Annotated in this window: 12 protein-coding genes and 2 pseudogenes; 7 read left to right on the top strand and 7 right to left on the bottom strand. The window is 45.3% G+C overall.

The annotated features are described in order from the left end of the window. Window positions 1-173: 173 nt before the first annotated feature. Window positions 174-1,877, bottom strand: coding sequence for a N,N-dimethylformamidase beta subunit family domain-containing protein (locus tag QUA40_RS07630; RefSeq protein WP_333123530.1), 1,704 nt, complete (start codon window positions 1,875-1,877; stop codon window positions 174-176). Between the two features lie 246 nt (window positions 1,878-2,123). Between QUA40_RS07630 and QUA40_RS07625 the strand changes: the two genes are divergently transcribed. From QUA40_RS07625 to QUA40_RS07605, 5 genes and pseudogenes are all read left to right on the top strand, one after another. After that, window positions 2,124-4,076: an FAD-dependent oxidoreductase gene (locus tag QUA40_RS07625; RefSeq protein WP_333123527.1), complete on the top strand. Its 1,953-nt coding sequence runs from the start codon at window positions 2,124-2,126 to the stop codon at window positions 4,074-4,076. Between the two features lie 474 nt (window positions 4,077-4,550). After that, entirely contained in the window at window positions 4,551-5,198 is a 648-nt protein-coding gene (locus tag QUA40_RS07620) for a class I SAM-dependent methyltransferase (protein WP_333123524.1), read from the top strand. Beyond that, window positions 5,198-6,268 (top strand): aromatic ring-hydroxylating dioxygenase subunit alpha, encoded by a 1,071-nt coding sequence (locus QUA40_RS07615; RefSeq protein WP_333123521.1) that lies wholly within the window; start codon window positions 5,198-5,200, stop codon window positions 6,266-6,268. The genes QUA40_RS07620 and QUA40_RS07615 overlap by 1 nt, the downstream gene beginning before the upstream one ends. 158 nt (window positions 6,269-6,426) lie before the next feature. Next, window positions 6,427-7,938: a DUF262 domain-containing HNH endonuclease family protein gene (locus QUA40_RS07610; RefSeq protein WP_333123518.1), complete on the top strand. Its 1,512-nt coding sequence runs from the start codon at window positions 6,427-6,429 to the stop codon at window positions 7,936-7,938. Between the two features lie 319 nt (window positions 7,939-8,257). Beyond that, window positions 8,258-8,467: pseudogene (locus tag QUA40_RS07605) on the top strand (HNH endonuclease family protein); the annotation flags it as partial. Window positions 8,468-8,568: 101 nt separating this feature from the next. On the opposite strand, the gene QUA40_RS07600 reads toward QUA40_RS07605, so the two are convergent. Further along, window positions 8,569-9,042, bottom strand: coding sequence for a hypothetical protein (locus tag QUA40_RS07600; protein WP_333123516.1), 474 nt, complete (start codon window positions 9,040-9,042; stop codon window positions 8,569-8,571). A 147-nt stretch (window positions 9,043-9,189) separates the two neighbouring features. On the opposite strand from QUA40_RS07600, the pseudogene QUA40_RS07595 reads away from it, so the two are divergent. After that, window positions 9,190-9,535: pseudogene (locus QUA40_RS07595) on the top strand (type II toxin-antitoxin system RelE/ParE family toxin). After that, entirely contained in the window at window positions 9,507-9,902 is a 396-nt protein-coding gene (locus QUA40_RS07590) for a transcriptional regulator (RefSeq protein WP_333123513.1), read from the top strand. The pseudogene QUA40_RS07595 and the gene QUA40_RS07590 overlap by 29 nt, the downstream one beginning before the upstream one ends. 16 nt (window positions 9,903-9,918) lie before the next feature. Here the strand turns inward: QUA40_RS07590 and coaBC are convergent, their stop codons facing one another. The 5 genes from coaBC to QUA40_RS28965 all read right to left on the bottom strand — a co-directional run bounded on the left by coaBC (window position 9,919) and on the right by QUA40_RS28965 (window position 14,598). Then, entirely contained in the window at window positions 9,919-11,118 is a 1,200-nt protein-coding gene (gene coaBC, locus QUA40_RS07585; RefSeq protein WP_333123511.1) for a bifunctional phosphopantothenoylcysteine decarboxylase/phosphopantothenate--cysteine ligase CoaBC, read from the bottom strand. Window positions 11,119-11,261: 143 nt separating this feature from the next. Next, window positions 11,262-11,474, bottom strand: coding sequence for a protein IsiD (gene isiD / locus QUA40_RS07580; protein WP_006632739.1), 213 nt, complete (start codon window positions 11,472-11,474; stop codon window positions 11,262-11,264). 45 nt (window positions 11,475-11,519) lie between these two features. Further along, window positions 11,520-12,143 carry an alpha/beta hydrolase gene (locus tag QUA40_RS07575; RefSeq protein WP_333123508.1) on the bottom strand — a complete coding sequence of 208 codons (624 nt, stop codon included), beginning with the start codon at window positions 12,141-12,143 and terminating at the stop codon, window positions 11,520-11,522. A gap of 364 nt (window positions 12,144-12,507) precedes the next feature. Continuing rightward, window positions 12,508-13,572, bottom strand: a complete 1,065-nt coding sequence (locus tag QUA40_RS28970) for a sensor histidine kinase (RefSeq protein ID WP_445301132.1) — start codon at window positions 13,570-13,572, stop codon at window positions 12,508-12,510. Between the two features lie 27 nt (window positions 13,573-13,599). After that, window positions 13,600-14,598: a CHASE domain-containing protein gene (locus QUA40_RS28965; RefSeq protein WP_445301131.1), complete on the bottom strand. Its 999-nt coding sequence runs from the start codon at window positions 14,596-14,598 to the stop codon at window positions 13,600-13,602. Window positions 14,599-14,744 lie beyond the last annotated feature (146 nt).

Below are 14,744 nucleotides of genomic sequence, written 5' to 3'. Positions count from 1 at the left end.
ATGAGTTTCAGCTTCTAGTCTTATGCACGAGTCTATCTTTTATTAGATAAAGTTATCACCATAAGTTCTGAAGAGCCATTAGTTGTTTGTGTAATTAATTTTATTTAACTACTTAAGGGTAAGGTGTGCAGTGCGTACCCTACAGTTTTTTGTTGATTCACTTATTCGGTGATTCAATGTTTAGCTGAATTTAACAGCTTTGCCAAAACGTTTCGCGTTATCTGCTGAGCTCCGGCATTTAAAACTGGCGGCCGTAACTGCGGCGCATTGTAATCGTCCAATCCCCACGCCCACTGCATGGAACCGGTCGCGAATACTTTCGCCCCCGAATCTGCTGTATAAACCGTCATGTCAGCATAGCGAGTGCCGCCGCCGTGAGGGTATGGAGAATGAGCGACCCGAACTATATTTTTAGGGGCATTGCCAAACATTCGATCGACTTCATAACCCAACAGTCCCGGCAACTTGTCGCCCTTTTTTAAATCAGTTTTTTCTAGCAGCCAATCGGGGGCGCTTTCATCAATGACAATATCAGAATTAACTTGAAATGTCTCGTACATGACGCCGATCAAAGCATCTTCGGGACTGCCGACAGTGTGGTCTCGCCAGCGAGTCGTTACTAAAGAATAAAGTGCTGGGGATTTATTGTAACTTGTTGCTATTTGAGCGCGGTCTGGTTTGCCGATGCCGTAGTTTAAATGCCCAACTGCCGCTATTTCTACCGGCGAATTAACGGCGCCGACTTCTTTTTTCAATCCGCCCAGAGGGTCTAAATCTGCCATTTCTTTATAAGCAACTACAGTTCGGTTTACTTCGCCAGTAATCCGGCTGGGTTCTAGGCGGATCTGCCAGTAGCAAATATTGGAACCAAAAAAGCCGATACTGACGCCTTCATCTCTAGCTGCTTCTATATTTTCCCGCATATCTCGCGACCAATATTCGTCGTGACCTACGGACAAAAATGCTTTGTGAGACAACAGCAACCGGGAGTTAAAATGCGTGTCAATGTTGGTGGCATAGGTAACGTCATAGCCTTCTTTTTCCAGCCACCTGACCATATTGTATTCCCAACCAGCGCTCGAAGTCCTCCTTTTTGGCTGAAAAGTGGTCAGAAATTCGCCCGCACCTACGCCGTAAGCTGCCTTGCGGTTGGGACTCATGGCGTAGGGCCGATTAAAGGAAACTTTGTAGGCTTGTTTTGCCTGACTGTTCCAGCGGTAAAGCGATTTGTAGCCCCAATTGTTGTAGGCCTGAAAAGTGGTAACGCTGGACTGAAATAAAATGTCGGATTTGCGATCGTCATCCCGGACTACAAATATGATATAACTTTGCTTTCCAGTTCGGCTGGCGGTTAGTTTGGCTAAATAAATGCCGCTTATCCAGTCATCGGCGCGCTCGGGAATTTGCAAAATATACGGGTCTTTCCAATCGCATTCTATTAGTCCCGAGGCTTCATCTTCTCTCGGCGGAGGCTGTCTGGTTCCCTTGCGCACAATTGGATCGTTCATCCGGCGACCGCCGATTCCGTTATACCATCCGGTGCGGAATATTTCTATGGTATAATTGGGTTCTTTAGTATTGACAAATAATTTAATTTTGCCGCCGAGATTGACGCTGGTAACAGAGGCGTAACCTTCGATTTCTCGCTTGGTGGCTGGATTTTCTAACTCCCAGTCTGGGGTGCCTGGTTTTTGGTTTTCTCGGGCTATAGGATTGGTGGCGCTCCTCTGCGAGGGGTTCGGTAACGCACTTTTTTCTGAATTTGAATAGTCTTGAGAATGTCCTGCGACGTTATAGAAAAAAGGGGCGGCTAAGCCGATTGAGAAAGCTTTAAGAAACTCTCGGCGGCGCAATTTCCACAATAGTTTAACTGTCACGGGAGTCTATGGGTTTTAGGTGATAGATTTTAGAATTGGGCTTTGGTAAAGCGGGCTTAAGAATACTTTACATACACCCAGAAAACATCATACCTTAGAAATATTGTGTGCGATCGAACTTGACACGGTGCGATCGCGATCGGACTGGGGAATGTGTCTTAGTATTTCTTCACATATCGGGATTTCGGTCTATGATATATGCCTTATGGCGTATTTGTGTTTAAAGCCCGTTACCGTGTACCGCTGATGAGTCAATCAACCAATTCACCGCTATCCCAACCAGTTTCTCGAAGAACCGCCCTCAAATTCCTCGGAGTCGGTGCCGCCGGCGGGCTGCTGGGCTACTCTCGATTTTCCAAGCCAGAGCCCACCATTTTTGTGCAAGATTCTCTTGACTTGCCGCGAATGCTGAATAACCGCAAAACCGTTGCAGTTGTGGGGGCAGGCTTGGCCGGACTCGCCTGTGCTTACGAACTCTCCCAGCGGGGCTTCGCCGTAACATTGCTCGACAAATCGCCCCAACTCGGCGGCAAAATTGCTAGTTGGCCCATACAAGTCGGCAACGAAACTTTTATGATGGAACACGGTTTCCACGGTTTTTTTCCGCAATACTACAACCTCAAAAGTGTGGTTGAAGAACTAGAAATTACTGATAACTTTGTATCTTTAGAATCCTACGCCGTTCTGTTTCGAGACGGCAAATACAAACCCGAAGTTTTCCGTCCCAACCATTCAGCTTTTCCCTGGAATATAGTGGACTTGGGGATATCTTCTCCCAATCGGCTAAAGTGGGGAATCAATCTTACAAAACCCGCTCACTGGCAAGTTTTTCGAGAAATCGGCGGTTTTCAAACTAAAAAAACTTTCGATCGCCTCGACAATATATCAGTTGCCGACTGGGTAAAAGGTGAATTTCCGCGCGGACTTTATGACTTGTATTTTTTGCCTTTTGCCAAATCCAGCCTCAACGCTCCAGACGAATTGAGCGCGGGAGAATTAATGCAATTTTTCCACTTTTACTTTTTCGGAAATCCAGAGGGTTTGGCCTTCAACGGCACGCGGCAAGATATGGGCACGAGTTTGGTGCAGCCTATTGCCCGAGCCATTGAAAGCAAAGGTGGCAAAGTATTGACAGATGTCGCAGTCAGTGACATTCGCTGGGAAAACGGTCAGATTGATTCTTTGACTTACCAGTCGGGAGACGTGCAAAGTAAAATACCTTTTTGGGTGAAGAGAAACGCGCTGTTAACTGACAGCCACTCTACCGAATATTTCGGAGCTGGGGACAGCGTATTTGCCGCCGCACCGTCCGGTAAAGAGGCAATTTCTCTGAGCTGCACTCACCAAGGCTGCACAGTTCAGAAACAAAACGACGGTCAATTTCACTGTCCTTGTCACGGAGCCGTTTTTGATGCCGAAGGGCGAGTTGTCAGCGGGCCGGCTCAGCGGGATTTGCCTCGATTTAAGGTAGTCGATAAAAAAGCAGATGAAATACAGTTAGCCGCAGCAATTAACAAGTCGCAGCCGCAAAATTTGGGAGAAACATTGAAGGCTGATTATTATGTTTTGGCGGCAGATGTTCCGGGGATGCAGCATTTGTTTAGTTTGGCCAGCGGTGAGGTAAATCCGCAGGTGTACAGCCGGATCGAGAACTTAAAAATAGCCGATCCGTTTGCGGTGGGTCGTTTTTGGTTCGATCGCGAATTTCCCTGGGAACACAGCAATTTCAGTTCGCTTTCCGGCTACAAACTGACTGACAGCATCACGCTTTACCACCGAATTCAGGATCAGTTCATCGAGTGGAATCAGAAAACTGGCGGTAGTGTTGTGGAACTGCACGCTTATTGTTACAAGGAGAAGGAATTTCCGAATCAGGAAGTTTTGCTGGCGACTTTTGAGCAAGAATTGTACGAAATTGTGCCGGAATTAAAAGAGGCAAATATGCTGCACCGGGAATTGGTAAATCAAAAGAATTTCTCGGGATATCCGCCCGGTAGTTATGCGGAACGCCCGGAGACTTGCTGCGCTGTACCTAATCTTTTGTTTGCGGGAGATTGGGTAAAAATGCCGTTTCCTTGCGGTTTAATGGAAAGGGCAGTTAGCAGCGGTTTGTTGGCAGCTAATGCTATTTTATATCAGGAGGGTTTGCAAAGGCGATCGCTCTTGACGGTGAATCCCGAAGGCGTGTTAAAAATCTAAGGTTTGCAGCGGGGGCGGGTTTTATAAATCGTCAATTATTGGCTGCTATCCTGGGTGAAACCCGCCCCCAGCCCTACCAGTTTAGATTTTAGGATCGTGAATTAAATAATTTGCATAAGCCTGTGGGATGGGCCAGAAAGCCCGTCTCTTATAGACGGGCTTTCTGGCCCATCCCACAAGAAAATCACGCATTGCAGGTTATTTAATTCTCATTCCTTAGATTTTAGATTTTAGATGTGAAAAAATGGGAATGACTGATTCAAGAAGGGTTTGAAGCTTTTCTACAGTTGCCTTGTTTTTTTAAGATGAGTTACGGTTTGGGGGGGTGGTTTCGCTGAGGAGAAAAGGCAGAGCTTGCGAACAAAAAAAATATCTGCGTTGAGGGGGGTAGATCTGCGGTTAAAATATTATTGAATGAGTATAAAGCAATAATAGATGCTGAAGAGTAACTGCAAAATTTGCAATAAATCTGTAATGTTTGATGCTTTTGCAACAGAATACGATTTCGCTGCCACCTTGCAGAACCCGAACGATTTCTTTACTAGCAACCTATCGGCTAGCAAAGGTGCAGCATTAGATATTGGCTGCGGTTCGGGAATTCTTGCTTTTGAATTAGCCCAGTATTACGATAATGTAGTCGCCGTCGATTTTTCCGCAAAAATGCTGGCGATCGCCAGTCAAAAACGCTCAGCTCCCAATATCGAATACATCCAAATGGATGCCAGTCAATTAGCGCTCGATAGCCAATTTGATTTAATAGTTAGTGCTGCCACTTTTCACCACCTGCCAAACCTACCCGCCGCCCTAAATGCAATTAAAAAATTGTTAAATCCGCACGGAAAAATCGTGTTTTTAGATAATATTTCGGAAGTCGAAACCCCTGCTACAATAGGCTACATATTAGGTGCAGCGAGAGATTTTAGACCCGACTGTTCCACCTACGGGTTTCGCAATGCTTTAAGATTATTAAAATTTCGATTGTCGCCTGGGTGGTTGAAGCATTTAGCTAGCGATAAGTATTTGTCAGAACGGAGATTTAAAAAAATTTACGGTCGTTGCTTTCCCGGCTGTTATTTTGTAAAATTGGGTTGTTTTATGGGCGTAATTTGGGAACATTTGTAATGCAAAACAACGCGATAGAATCGGTATCTGCAAAAGAACAAAAAACTCACATCCGCCAGTTGGGCATTAATCTCGATCTGTGGTATGCAATCGCCCGTAGCACCGAGGTGCAAACTCAGCCCGTCGCTGCGAAAATCTGGAATCGGGCGATCGTACTTTTCCGCGACAGTGCAGGCAAAATCAACGCTTTAGAAGACAGATGTCCGCACCGACAAGTTAAACTCAGCCACGGCAAAGTTAAAGGCGATTTAATCGAATGCGCGTACCACGGATGGCGCTTAAATGCAAGGGGGGAATGCGCCGAAGTCGATTATTTAGCAGAAAATCAAAAGCTACCTAACTGCAAAATTCGCTCCTATCCAGTCAAGGAAAACAACGGTTTTATCTGGCTGTTTCCTGGCGACGAAACCCAAGCCGAAAAAACTAATTTATTGGATTTGCCAGAGTGGGAACATCTCAATTATGTTGCCACAGTTTCAGTTATTAACTGTCAGGCACACTATTCATTTTTAATCGAAAACTTGATGGATATGTACCACGGACACTTGCACGATGATTGGCAAGCTTGGGCAAATCCAGTGTTAGATACTTTAGAAGAAAACGAGCATCAAGTAACTGCTCGCTATCAGGCACAAAGTTATTACAAAATAGATAAAATCTGGTCAATTTCTCAGTTATTTTTTAAGTCTTTGCGCCGACTGCACCCGGAACCGCTGGAAGTGAGTTATGTTTACCCGCACTGGGTTTCAACTTTGGGGAGCGACTTTAAGATTTACTGCTTGGTTTGTCCGGTCAGCGAGACAGCAACTCGCGCTTATTTAATTCACTTTACCTCATTAAATGCGTTTTGGCGGCTGCACAAATTACCGGTTTGGTTTCGGAAATTTATCAAAGATAGTTTGTTTGGTGCTGCTCAAAAATTATTAGATGGTTTGGTGCGGCAGGATGTGTTAATGATTGAGGAAGAACAGGAGGCTTTTTTGCAGAATTCAGAAAGAAAAAATTATGAATTAAATCGGGCTTTGGCGAGCGTGCAAAAGTTGATGAGAAGTCAGGCAGAAAAGGGATAATTCAGGATCGGATTGAAACCTGCGGCGGGACGAATGAACCAGCGTGCACAGGCTAAGTTGAGAGTTCGCCTTTCCAAGCTTGAGCATGGTATTCTAGCAATAAGGAAGATTGACTTTCGGGAAGCAATTACCAATCACACCTAACACAGGACTCCAGCATGAACCGTGTCAGCATCAAGGGTGAACAACATCCGATTAAAAAAATATTTAGCGATGACTTTATGTTCACCATTCCCCTCTACCAGCGTCCCTATGCTTGGACAAAGGAGGAAGCTGGGGAACTTCTGGAAGACCTGCTAACATTCTTGGGAGATGGTAACGAGACGATTGATGAACTCAACCCGTACTTTCTCGGTAGCATTGTTTTGATTAAATCGGAGCAGCCCAAGGCTGAAATTGTAGATGGTCAGCAACGTCTAACGACTCTCACCATACTACTAGCTGCTCTCAGAGCATCATTGCCAACAGAACACGCCAATGACTTGACCACTTATCTATACCAAAAAGGCAGCTTAATCGCGAATATCTCTAATCGTTACCGTCTGACTTTGCGCGAGCGAGATGCAGACTTTTTCAAGACATATATTCAAAATGAAGGTGGTATTAACAAGCTTCGAGAATTGAACAGTGCTGAGCTGATGGATAGTCAAAAACTTATTAAAGAAAACGCATATTTATTCTGGCAACGTTTGCAGACTATCGCCGAATCCCACCGTATACGTCTTGCCCAGTTCATCATTACCCAGTGCTACTTAGTAGTAGTTTCAACGCCTGACTTTGACTCTGCATATCGGATATTTTCTGTGTTGAACAACAGGGGATTGGATCTCTCCATAACTGATATCTTGAAAGCGGACATTATCGGAAAAATACCCGAAAGCCAACAAGAAAAATATACTAAAAAGTGGGAAGATACCGAAGAAAATCTGGGCCGCGAGTTATTCAAAGATTTGTTTTCTCATATTCGCATGATTAAGGAAAAGAAAAAACTTAGCAAGAGTATCCTTAAAGAGTTTCAGGAAAACATTAATCCTGCGGCTGGGCCTCAGCAATTCATTGATGAAATTTTAGCTCCTTATGCTAAGGCTTTTTCGGAAATTCACAACTCAACCTATGAAAGCGAGGGGCGTGCAGAGGAAATTAATCAACTATTTAAATGGTTAAACAAAATTGATAATTTTGACTGGATACCACCAGCCATTCTATACCTATCTCGCAACCGTAATAAGCCCGATAATTTGGTGCGTTTCTTTATAGATTTAGACCGCCTTGCTGCCGGTTTAATGATTGTCCGCGCCAATATCAATGAGCGCATTGAACGTTACAGCAGATTGCTTACTGCTATTGAGCAAGAGGAAGATTTATTCAATTCCTATTCACCGCTCCAGTTTACTCCCGAAGAGTCAAACAATATCCTTAAAGTCCTCGATAGTGACCTTTACCTAATTCAAAAAATTCGTCGTTATGTTTTGCTGCGCTTAGATGCTGCTCTGTCAGAAGGTGAAGCATCTTACAACTTCTCCAACATTACTGTCGAGCACGTACTTCCCCAAAATCCAGGGGCTAATAGTGAGTGGATGAAGTGGTTTCCTAGTCAGGAAGAGCGCGATCAATATGTACATCGTCTTGGCGGTAGTGCCCTGAAGGTAATGATGGCTGAAACAGCCTAAAAGCGGGAGTCTATGGAGACACTGCCGTATAGAAAGATCCAAGTATCCGCCCAAGACAGAAGCCACCATGCTGATTCTCTCGTTGAGCTACTGGCTATCTGGCTGCAAAGACGTGAAAGAAGTCGGGATACTTCAGGGCTGCAAAGCCGACTTTAAGCTCTGAAAGCCTTGTCTGGAAGAACTTATAGCCATCATTACCTAAATAGGACTACCAAAGAAGTCGGGATACTTCAGGGCTGCAAAGCCGACTTTAAGCTCTGAAAGCCTTGTCTGGAAGAACTTATAGCCATCATTACCTAAATAGGACTACCGTCTTGGCAACTTAGTTTTGCTATCTTCTGCGAAAAACACTCTGGCACAAAATTATGATTTTGATGTGAAAAAACAGAAGTATTTCACCACTAAAACAGGTGTTTCACCCTTTGCACTTACTACCCAAGTGCTGCGGGAACAGGAATGGACGCTAGAAGTAATCGCTCGACGACAGAAAGAGCTGATTAATGTTCTCAAGAATCTTTGGCGCTTATAGGATAATTGAATTTGATATAAAATCGCTCTTATCTGTCCATCAGCACAAAACCATCTGCGTCCATCTGCGGTCAAAAAAATCTAAATTCCGCAGCAAAAACTTTACTTTTTAGGCCGCTGCTGCTGGTAAACGCTGACAACTTTATCCGCAAAAGTAGCAGTTGCGCCACTTTTGCAAGCTGCGGATTCCCCTGTCATCCACCAGCAAGCGGCGCGGCGTATAGCGGTTAATTCATTGTTGCTGCTAGCTTTGTATTCGTCACGCAGCAAATCGCCCACGATACAGGTAACAATTGATTTGGCTTTTGTTGCGTCGGCCTCAAATTGTTGCGGTGTTAAATCTTGTTTGGTACAGAATTTTGCCCAGCGGGAAATATTCTTGGGTAAAACTTGCCACTGACTGTACATTCCGTCGTTTGCGGCTTGTGGCGGGGCGGCTTGTCGCAGCGCTTCTACGAGGGCGGAAACTTGCGCGTCGGTGACTGGTTGCGCTGCTGCTGGAAGTGCTTGCAATCCGAGGCTAATTATCAGGCTGCCGAATAGTAGATTGGTTTTTGCGATCGATTTAAAATTCATTCAGAAGGCCCTGTTTTAATCAAAGTTTCCTGCCACAAAGTTTAGCTTAAAGTCGATCGAATACCTCTGTCTTAAGTATGATTTGCCCACTTAATGCGATGTCGATCGCCCTTACGATAGAAATTGTTAATCAAGTACGATAAAATGATGGAAGTACAACCCAGGGAAATTCTACGTTACACTAAAGCAGAGGGTAGGGCACCATTCACCGAGTGGCTTGATGCCCTCCGCGATCGGAATGTTAAAGTTAGAATCCAATCTAGGCTTGACCGAAGTTGAGCAAGGTAATCTCGGAGATTTCAAGTCAGTGGGACAATGAGTTTTTGAACTCAGAATTAATTATGGCCCGGGCTACCGCGTCTACTTCGGACAAGTCGGCTTGACAATTGTGGTCATCCTCATAGCTGGGGATAAAAGCACCCAAGAACAGAACATTCGACAAGCTATAGAATACTGGACAGATTATGAAAAACGTGAAAGCACCGACAAGTGATAGCTACCGCGAGTACCTAATTGAATCTCTCCACGAGCCGGAAGAAGCGGCTGGTTTTATCGGCGCTATTTTGGAAGAAAAAGATCCTGAACCCGCCCTTTTGAGAAATGCCATCCGAAAGGTGATTGAGGCTCGAATCAGGATGAATGCTCTTTCGGAGTCAGCAAAAGAACATCACGGAAAACTCGACAAGATGCTGACAGAAAGCGGCGGTTCGGAAATTTACAGCTTGGTAGAAGTGCTCGAAGTATTAGGATTTAAACTAGAAATTACTGTCGCAGATACTGAATTGTCGGCTGACTCGGAATCAACGGATTTGGGGGAATCAGAATTATCGCCTGAACCAGTAGTAATTAATCCCAGTTAATGAGTAGATCGCGCCCTCACCCGTTCATCACAAAATCTAACAACCGATGAGCCATTTCTAGCTTGCTGCAAGGTGCTATTTCTACTTGCTTGCCGGCGGCATTAATTAATATTGCTTGATTGGTATTGCTGCCGAAACCTGCACCTATTTGATCGATCGGGTTGGCGGCAATTACATCCAGTTTCTTTGCCCGCAATTTCTCCAAAGCTGGCTTGACAATATCTCCAGTTTGTGCTGCAAAACCGATTAATTTTTGGTGTGGCTGTTTCAATTTTCCCAACTCTGCCACAATATCCGCTACCGGTGCCAACGGTAAACAATTCGGGAGCGATCGCTTCGGCAATTTCTGACTACTGTACTCAGCCGGCTTCACATCCGCAACCGCCGCAGCCATCACCGTCAAATCCGCATCGTGAAAGCATTGCAGCATCGCCTGCCGCATTTCTTGTGCACTCGTAACTGCGATCGCCCGCATACCTGACAGCGGCAATTCGCCCGTTATACTGTGTACCAGCGTCACAGTCGCGCCGCGGTGCTGTGCAGCTTGCGCCAAAGCTATACCCATTTTGCCACTGGAAGGATTGCCGATAAACCGCACCGGATCGAGGTGTTCGCGCGTTCCTCCCGCACCGATCAACACCCGAAGGCCTGCTAAATCTCGATCGCCCTTCGCATACAACAGCGATTCAATATGAGGCAAAATATCACCAGGTTCTGCCATGCGGCCGACACCCGCGCGATCGCACGCCAGCATTCCCGTTCCCGGATTCGCCGCATGATAGCGCCCATCCGCCAACACTTCGCGCCAATTCCGCTGCACCGCCCGCTGTTCCCACATATCCGTATTCATCGCCGGTGCCAGCAAAATCGGGCAATTAGAAGCCAAGACAGTATTAGTCAGCAAATTATCAGCAAACCCCCCCGCCAGCTTAGCCAAAGTATTAGCAGTCAGGGGAGCAATCACAAAAACTTCCGCCCATTCTCCCAGTTGAATATGCAGCGGGCGGCCGTGACTTGGTTGCCAAAAATCTTTGTCAGTAAAAGCAGGATGGCGGCAAAGAGTAGCAAAAGTCAAAGGCGTTACAAACTCCCCGGCCGCATTAGTAAGAATAACTTTAACTTCCACTCCACCTTTTGCTAAAGTTGAAACTACTTCGCAAACTTTATAAGCCGCAATCCCCCCACTAACGCCGATTAAAATTCGTCTGCCTTTCATGTCATTAAAAAAAAAAAAGAATCAAGAAAGAAATTAAGATAAAAACAGACTCAAATCTCTAATTCATCTGTTTAATCCGCAACAAAATATGCTGCTAACTTCTTCCTCAATTCCATCGAAAATTTTGAGCTAGATTTTTCAGTCTATGCTTCGTCGTAGGCTTCCATATCCAGAAGGTGGAGATAAGGTTCAACCAGCTCCGGCCGCTGAAAGGCAAGCGATCGCAACAAATGCCAATCATTCAATCCCTCAAAAGGATCTGTATAATCGTCAACTTCCAAACGGACAGCCAATTCTGCCACGTCCTGAGAAGTAAGTACAGCAATATCGCGCGATGCTTTGGTTAAAGTTTTCATTTTTTTCCCCTGCCCGAGACTTCCGCCATACTATATCCTAAACCTTTAATCGGATTTCGACACAGTTTCTACAACAAAACTTCGCATTACATCTATAACTTCGGGCAGAATCTCGTGTCCCATGTTAAATTCTCGATACTGCACCTGAGCTCCCCAAGCAGTCAAACTGTCGCGCGATCGCACAGCAGCACTAACGGGCACAATAGTATCTTGAGTACCGTGCACGATTAAAACAGGTGGCAAAGCACTCCCAGCAACTGGCGAAATCGGGTGTAAATAACCGCTCAGACAAATTAAACCCGCTAGGGGCAAAGTCAATCCCACATCCAGAGTCATCGCTCCGCCTTGAGAAAAGCCCCCTAAAATCGTCCGAGACAAAGGCACGCCCGTGCTGCTTTCCAAAGACAGCAACAATTCCCTCAGCAATTGCCGACTTTCTATCAATCCCTGAGCATCTTTGCTTTGAAGGTTATACCACGCTTTGCCGCTCGTTACTTGGGGATGGGGAAAGGGGGCATCGGGAAACACAAACTGATAATCCGGCAAATTGAAAGCCGGTGCTAAAGAAGTCAAATCCCGAGCATTAGCACCCCATCCGTGCAAAGCGACAATTAAAGCGACAGGTTGGCGATCGGTTGTGGGCGGAATGCTAATAGATTGTAAAGACATCGTAGTTAATAATTGGTAATCTGGCCTTGCTACAATTATAAATTGTCACGACGGGTAAAACCCATATATTTGTTTTCGGCAATATTCCACTGGAAATTAGCAGGCGCTTGCCAATCACTCTAACAATTGACTGTTGACTGTTGAAAGTAGAGTGCGAAATCCGAAACTTTCCCAAGTAGAGTGCGGATAGTTCACCTTTTATAAACAGGAATTAGGGAACATTTCATATTTGTAAAAACAATTCTTATGGCTACTTCCTTCTTCCTCTTTCCTCCTGCCTCTTGCCTCCCAACTCCCATTTCTAGCTGGGCTGCAAAAGTGAGAGGCTTCCAGCAATACTCAGCTAGAAGCGAGATTTCTCCCGCTAATTCCAACTGGCACCTACCGCAGGTGAAACCTTTGAAACAGATTGCTCGGACTGTTGCCGAACGGGCACCTCAATCCAGAATTCAGTTCCCTCTCCCGGAGCCGATACGCACCTAAACGAACCTTGATGTTTTTCCACTATTTGATAGCCGATCGACAATCCCAAGCCCGTACCTTTGCCTACAGGCTTGGTAGTAAAAAACGGCTCAAACAAACGTTTTTTGACATTCTCCGTCATGCCAGTTCCATTGTCAGCAATCCGCACGCATACACAATTAGAACTTAAAAGTTCAGTGCGAATCCAAATAGTAGGTAAGAATGACGAAGTTGAGGAATTTTGCCCAAGCAGCTTTTTTTTATTTTGTGGCTCATCTAAAACATCAATGGCATTGCTCAAAACATTCATAAATACCTGATTTAATTGTCCCGCCCAGCACTCCACTAAGGGCAAATTGCCGTATTCTTTGATGACTGTAATGCCCGGAAAATCTGCTTTGGGTTTCAGCCGAACATCCAAAATCATCAAGGTGCTGTCAATGCCTTGGTGAATGTCAACCGACTTCATTTCAGCTTCATCCAAGCGCGAAAAATTCCTCAGAGAAAGCACGATCTGGCGGATGCGTTCAGCTCCCACATTCATAGATTTTAGGATTTTAGGCAAGTCTTCACTGATAAATTCCAAATCTATCTCTTTTAGTTTCGCTTGCACTTCTGGCGTTGGGTTCGGATATTGCTGCTGGTATATTTCCACAAGTTCCAGCAAGCTTCGAGTATATTCGCCTGTATGGATCAGGTTGCCAGAGATGAAGTTGACAGGATTGTTAATTTCGTGGGCTACTCCAGCCACCAACTGCCCCAAGCTGGACATTTTTTCAGTTTGGATGAGTTGAAATTGAGTTTCCTGCAAATTTTTTAGTGCTGTTTCTAGTTCAGCGGTACGCTCTTTTAGTTGAATTGTGCGATCGTACACTTGTTGTTCTACTTTGGCAGTACGTTCTAGAGACATCAACAGGTAAACCGTCAAGCTGCCAGTAATCAGCAGCCCGATCGCACAAATTGCCACTGAACCCTGATGCGTCCTCAGACCATTTTACCCCTTCCCTGGCAAAACTAGCAGCATCCACTGGCGGTCTGCTACGTTAAATAAGCGAGTGCAAGCACTAGGATTGCGACAGATTTTTCCCCGAACATTAGTTAACTCTGGCTTTTCTAGTTTTGGGTTATCTATCAACTGCTTAGCTTGTGAATCGTAGCGCACCAGAAAGCGTTCTTTCCCTGTGGCCGAGTTGTCGTAGAGGTAAAAATTAATACTGTCTAAATTTAGGGATTCTAAAGAGAAATCGACCATACTGGTGATCTGAAACAGACCCGCAATAACTCCCCGAAGGTTTTGGCGACCGTTGACCGAGTTATCTAGAGAAGTTGTGCGGCGGGCTACTGGGAGAAATACTTGCAATCCCGGTTGATCGTTGCTGACTAATGTGATCCGCGCGGAAGCAGCTATTTTCCCGGTATTTACCGACTTCTCTAAAGCTGCTTTGCGATCGGGGCTGGAGGCAACATCAAAACCGATCACTTTGTTATCTTCTTCTAGTGCTTCTCTGTAGGCTATTGGAAAATATTCCGATCGCACTTTTGCTTTGATCGGCTTTTTGTCAGCATCTCGCTCGTAAATTTGAAATGCCGGAAAACCTTCGGCTCGAATTGCCGCTTCGTAAGCTGATTTTTGGGCAGCAGGCACGCGCCGAATCCAGTTAACAGAATGGATAGCAGAATTTCGGGAAAGTGCAGGTTGAACGAATTGCTTAAAACCTTGTCTGCTAACTTCAGTAGATGCGCTGTAGAATGCTTGAAGTGAGTACAGAACTTCTAAATTTTTGTTGATGCTTTGCTGCAATGCCGCATTCAGGCGATCGGCTTGCTCATGAAATTGAACTTGCATTCGTTGGTTTTCCGAATGCCACACAAATGCCCCGGCTGCCAATGACAAGCTCGTACCGGTGCAAAGAGTCAGCGCTACTGGAATGTAGCAACGGTACGACTGTAAACTTTTCCTCTGCGAATTAAACCAATTGCTCGCAACATTCATATTTCCACACCTTCTGCCACCGGAGTGCAATTCGTTTAAGGACTTGTGAAGTTCCTTGATAACACGAGGGACAGCCCAGAAACAAAATTGTCTAAAAACTTATGATCGCAGGAATACGGCTTACCCTGCGAAACCTAATTTCTACG

Source organism: Microcoleus sp. Pol11C3 (genome assembly GCF_036701485.1).
Lineage (GTDB): Bacteria > Cyanobacteriota > Cyanobacteriia > Cyanobacteriales > Microcoleaceae > Microcoleus.
The sequence above is the reverse complement of the archived record's forward strand: the minus strand, read 5'-3'. Positions and strand labels throughout refer to the sequence as shown.

Excerpts from the sequence above, each read along its gene's own strand:
- coaBC (WP_333123511.1), bottom strand. The coding sequence starts at position 11,118 with ATGAAAGGCAGACGAATTTTAATCGGCGTTAGTGGGGGGATTGCGGCT.
- QUA40_RS07615 (WP_333123521.1), top strand. The coding sequence starts at position 5,198 with ATGCAAAACAACGCGATAGAATCGGTATCTGCAAAAGAACAAAAAACT.
- QUA40_RS07620 (WP_333123524.1), top strand. The coding sequence starts at position 4,551 with ATGTTTGATGCTTTTGCAACAGAATACGATTTCGCTGCCACCTTGCAG.
- QUA40_RS07575 (WP_333123508.1), bottom strand. The coding sequence starts at position 12,143 with ATGTCTTTACAATCTATTAGCATTCCGCCCACAACCGATCGCCAACCT.
- QUA40_RS28965 (WP_445301131.1), bottom strand. The coding sequence starts at position 14,598 with ATGAATGTTGCGAGCAATTGGTTTAATTCGCAGAGGAAAAGTTTACAG.
- QUA40_RS07610 (WP_333123518.1), top strand. The coding sequence starts at position 6,427 with ATGAACCGTGTCAGCATCAAGGGTGAACAACATCCGATTAAAAAAATA.
- QUA40_RS07600 (WP_333123516.1), bottom strand. The coding sequence starts at position 9,042 with ATGAATTTTAAATCGATCGCAAAAACCAATCTACTATTCGGCAGCCTG.
- QUA40_RS07590 (WP_333123513.1), top strand. The coding sequence starts at position 9,507 with ATGAAAAACGTGAAAGCACCGACAAGTGATAGCTACCGCGAGTACCTA.
- QUA40_RS07625 (WP_333123527.1), top strand. The coding sequence starts at position 2,124 with ATGAGTCAATCAACCAATTCACCGCTATCCCAACCAGTTTCTCGAAGA.
- isiD (WP_006632739.1), bottom strand. The coding sequence starts at position 11,474 with ATGAAAACTTTAACCAAAGCATCGCGCGATATTGCTGTACTTACTTCT.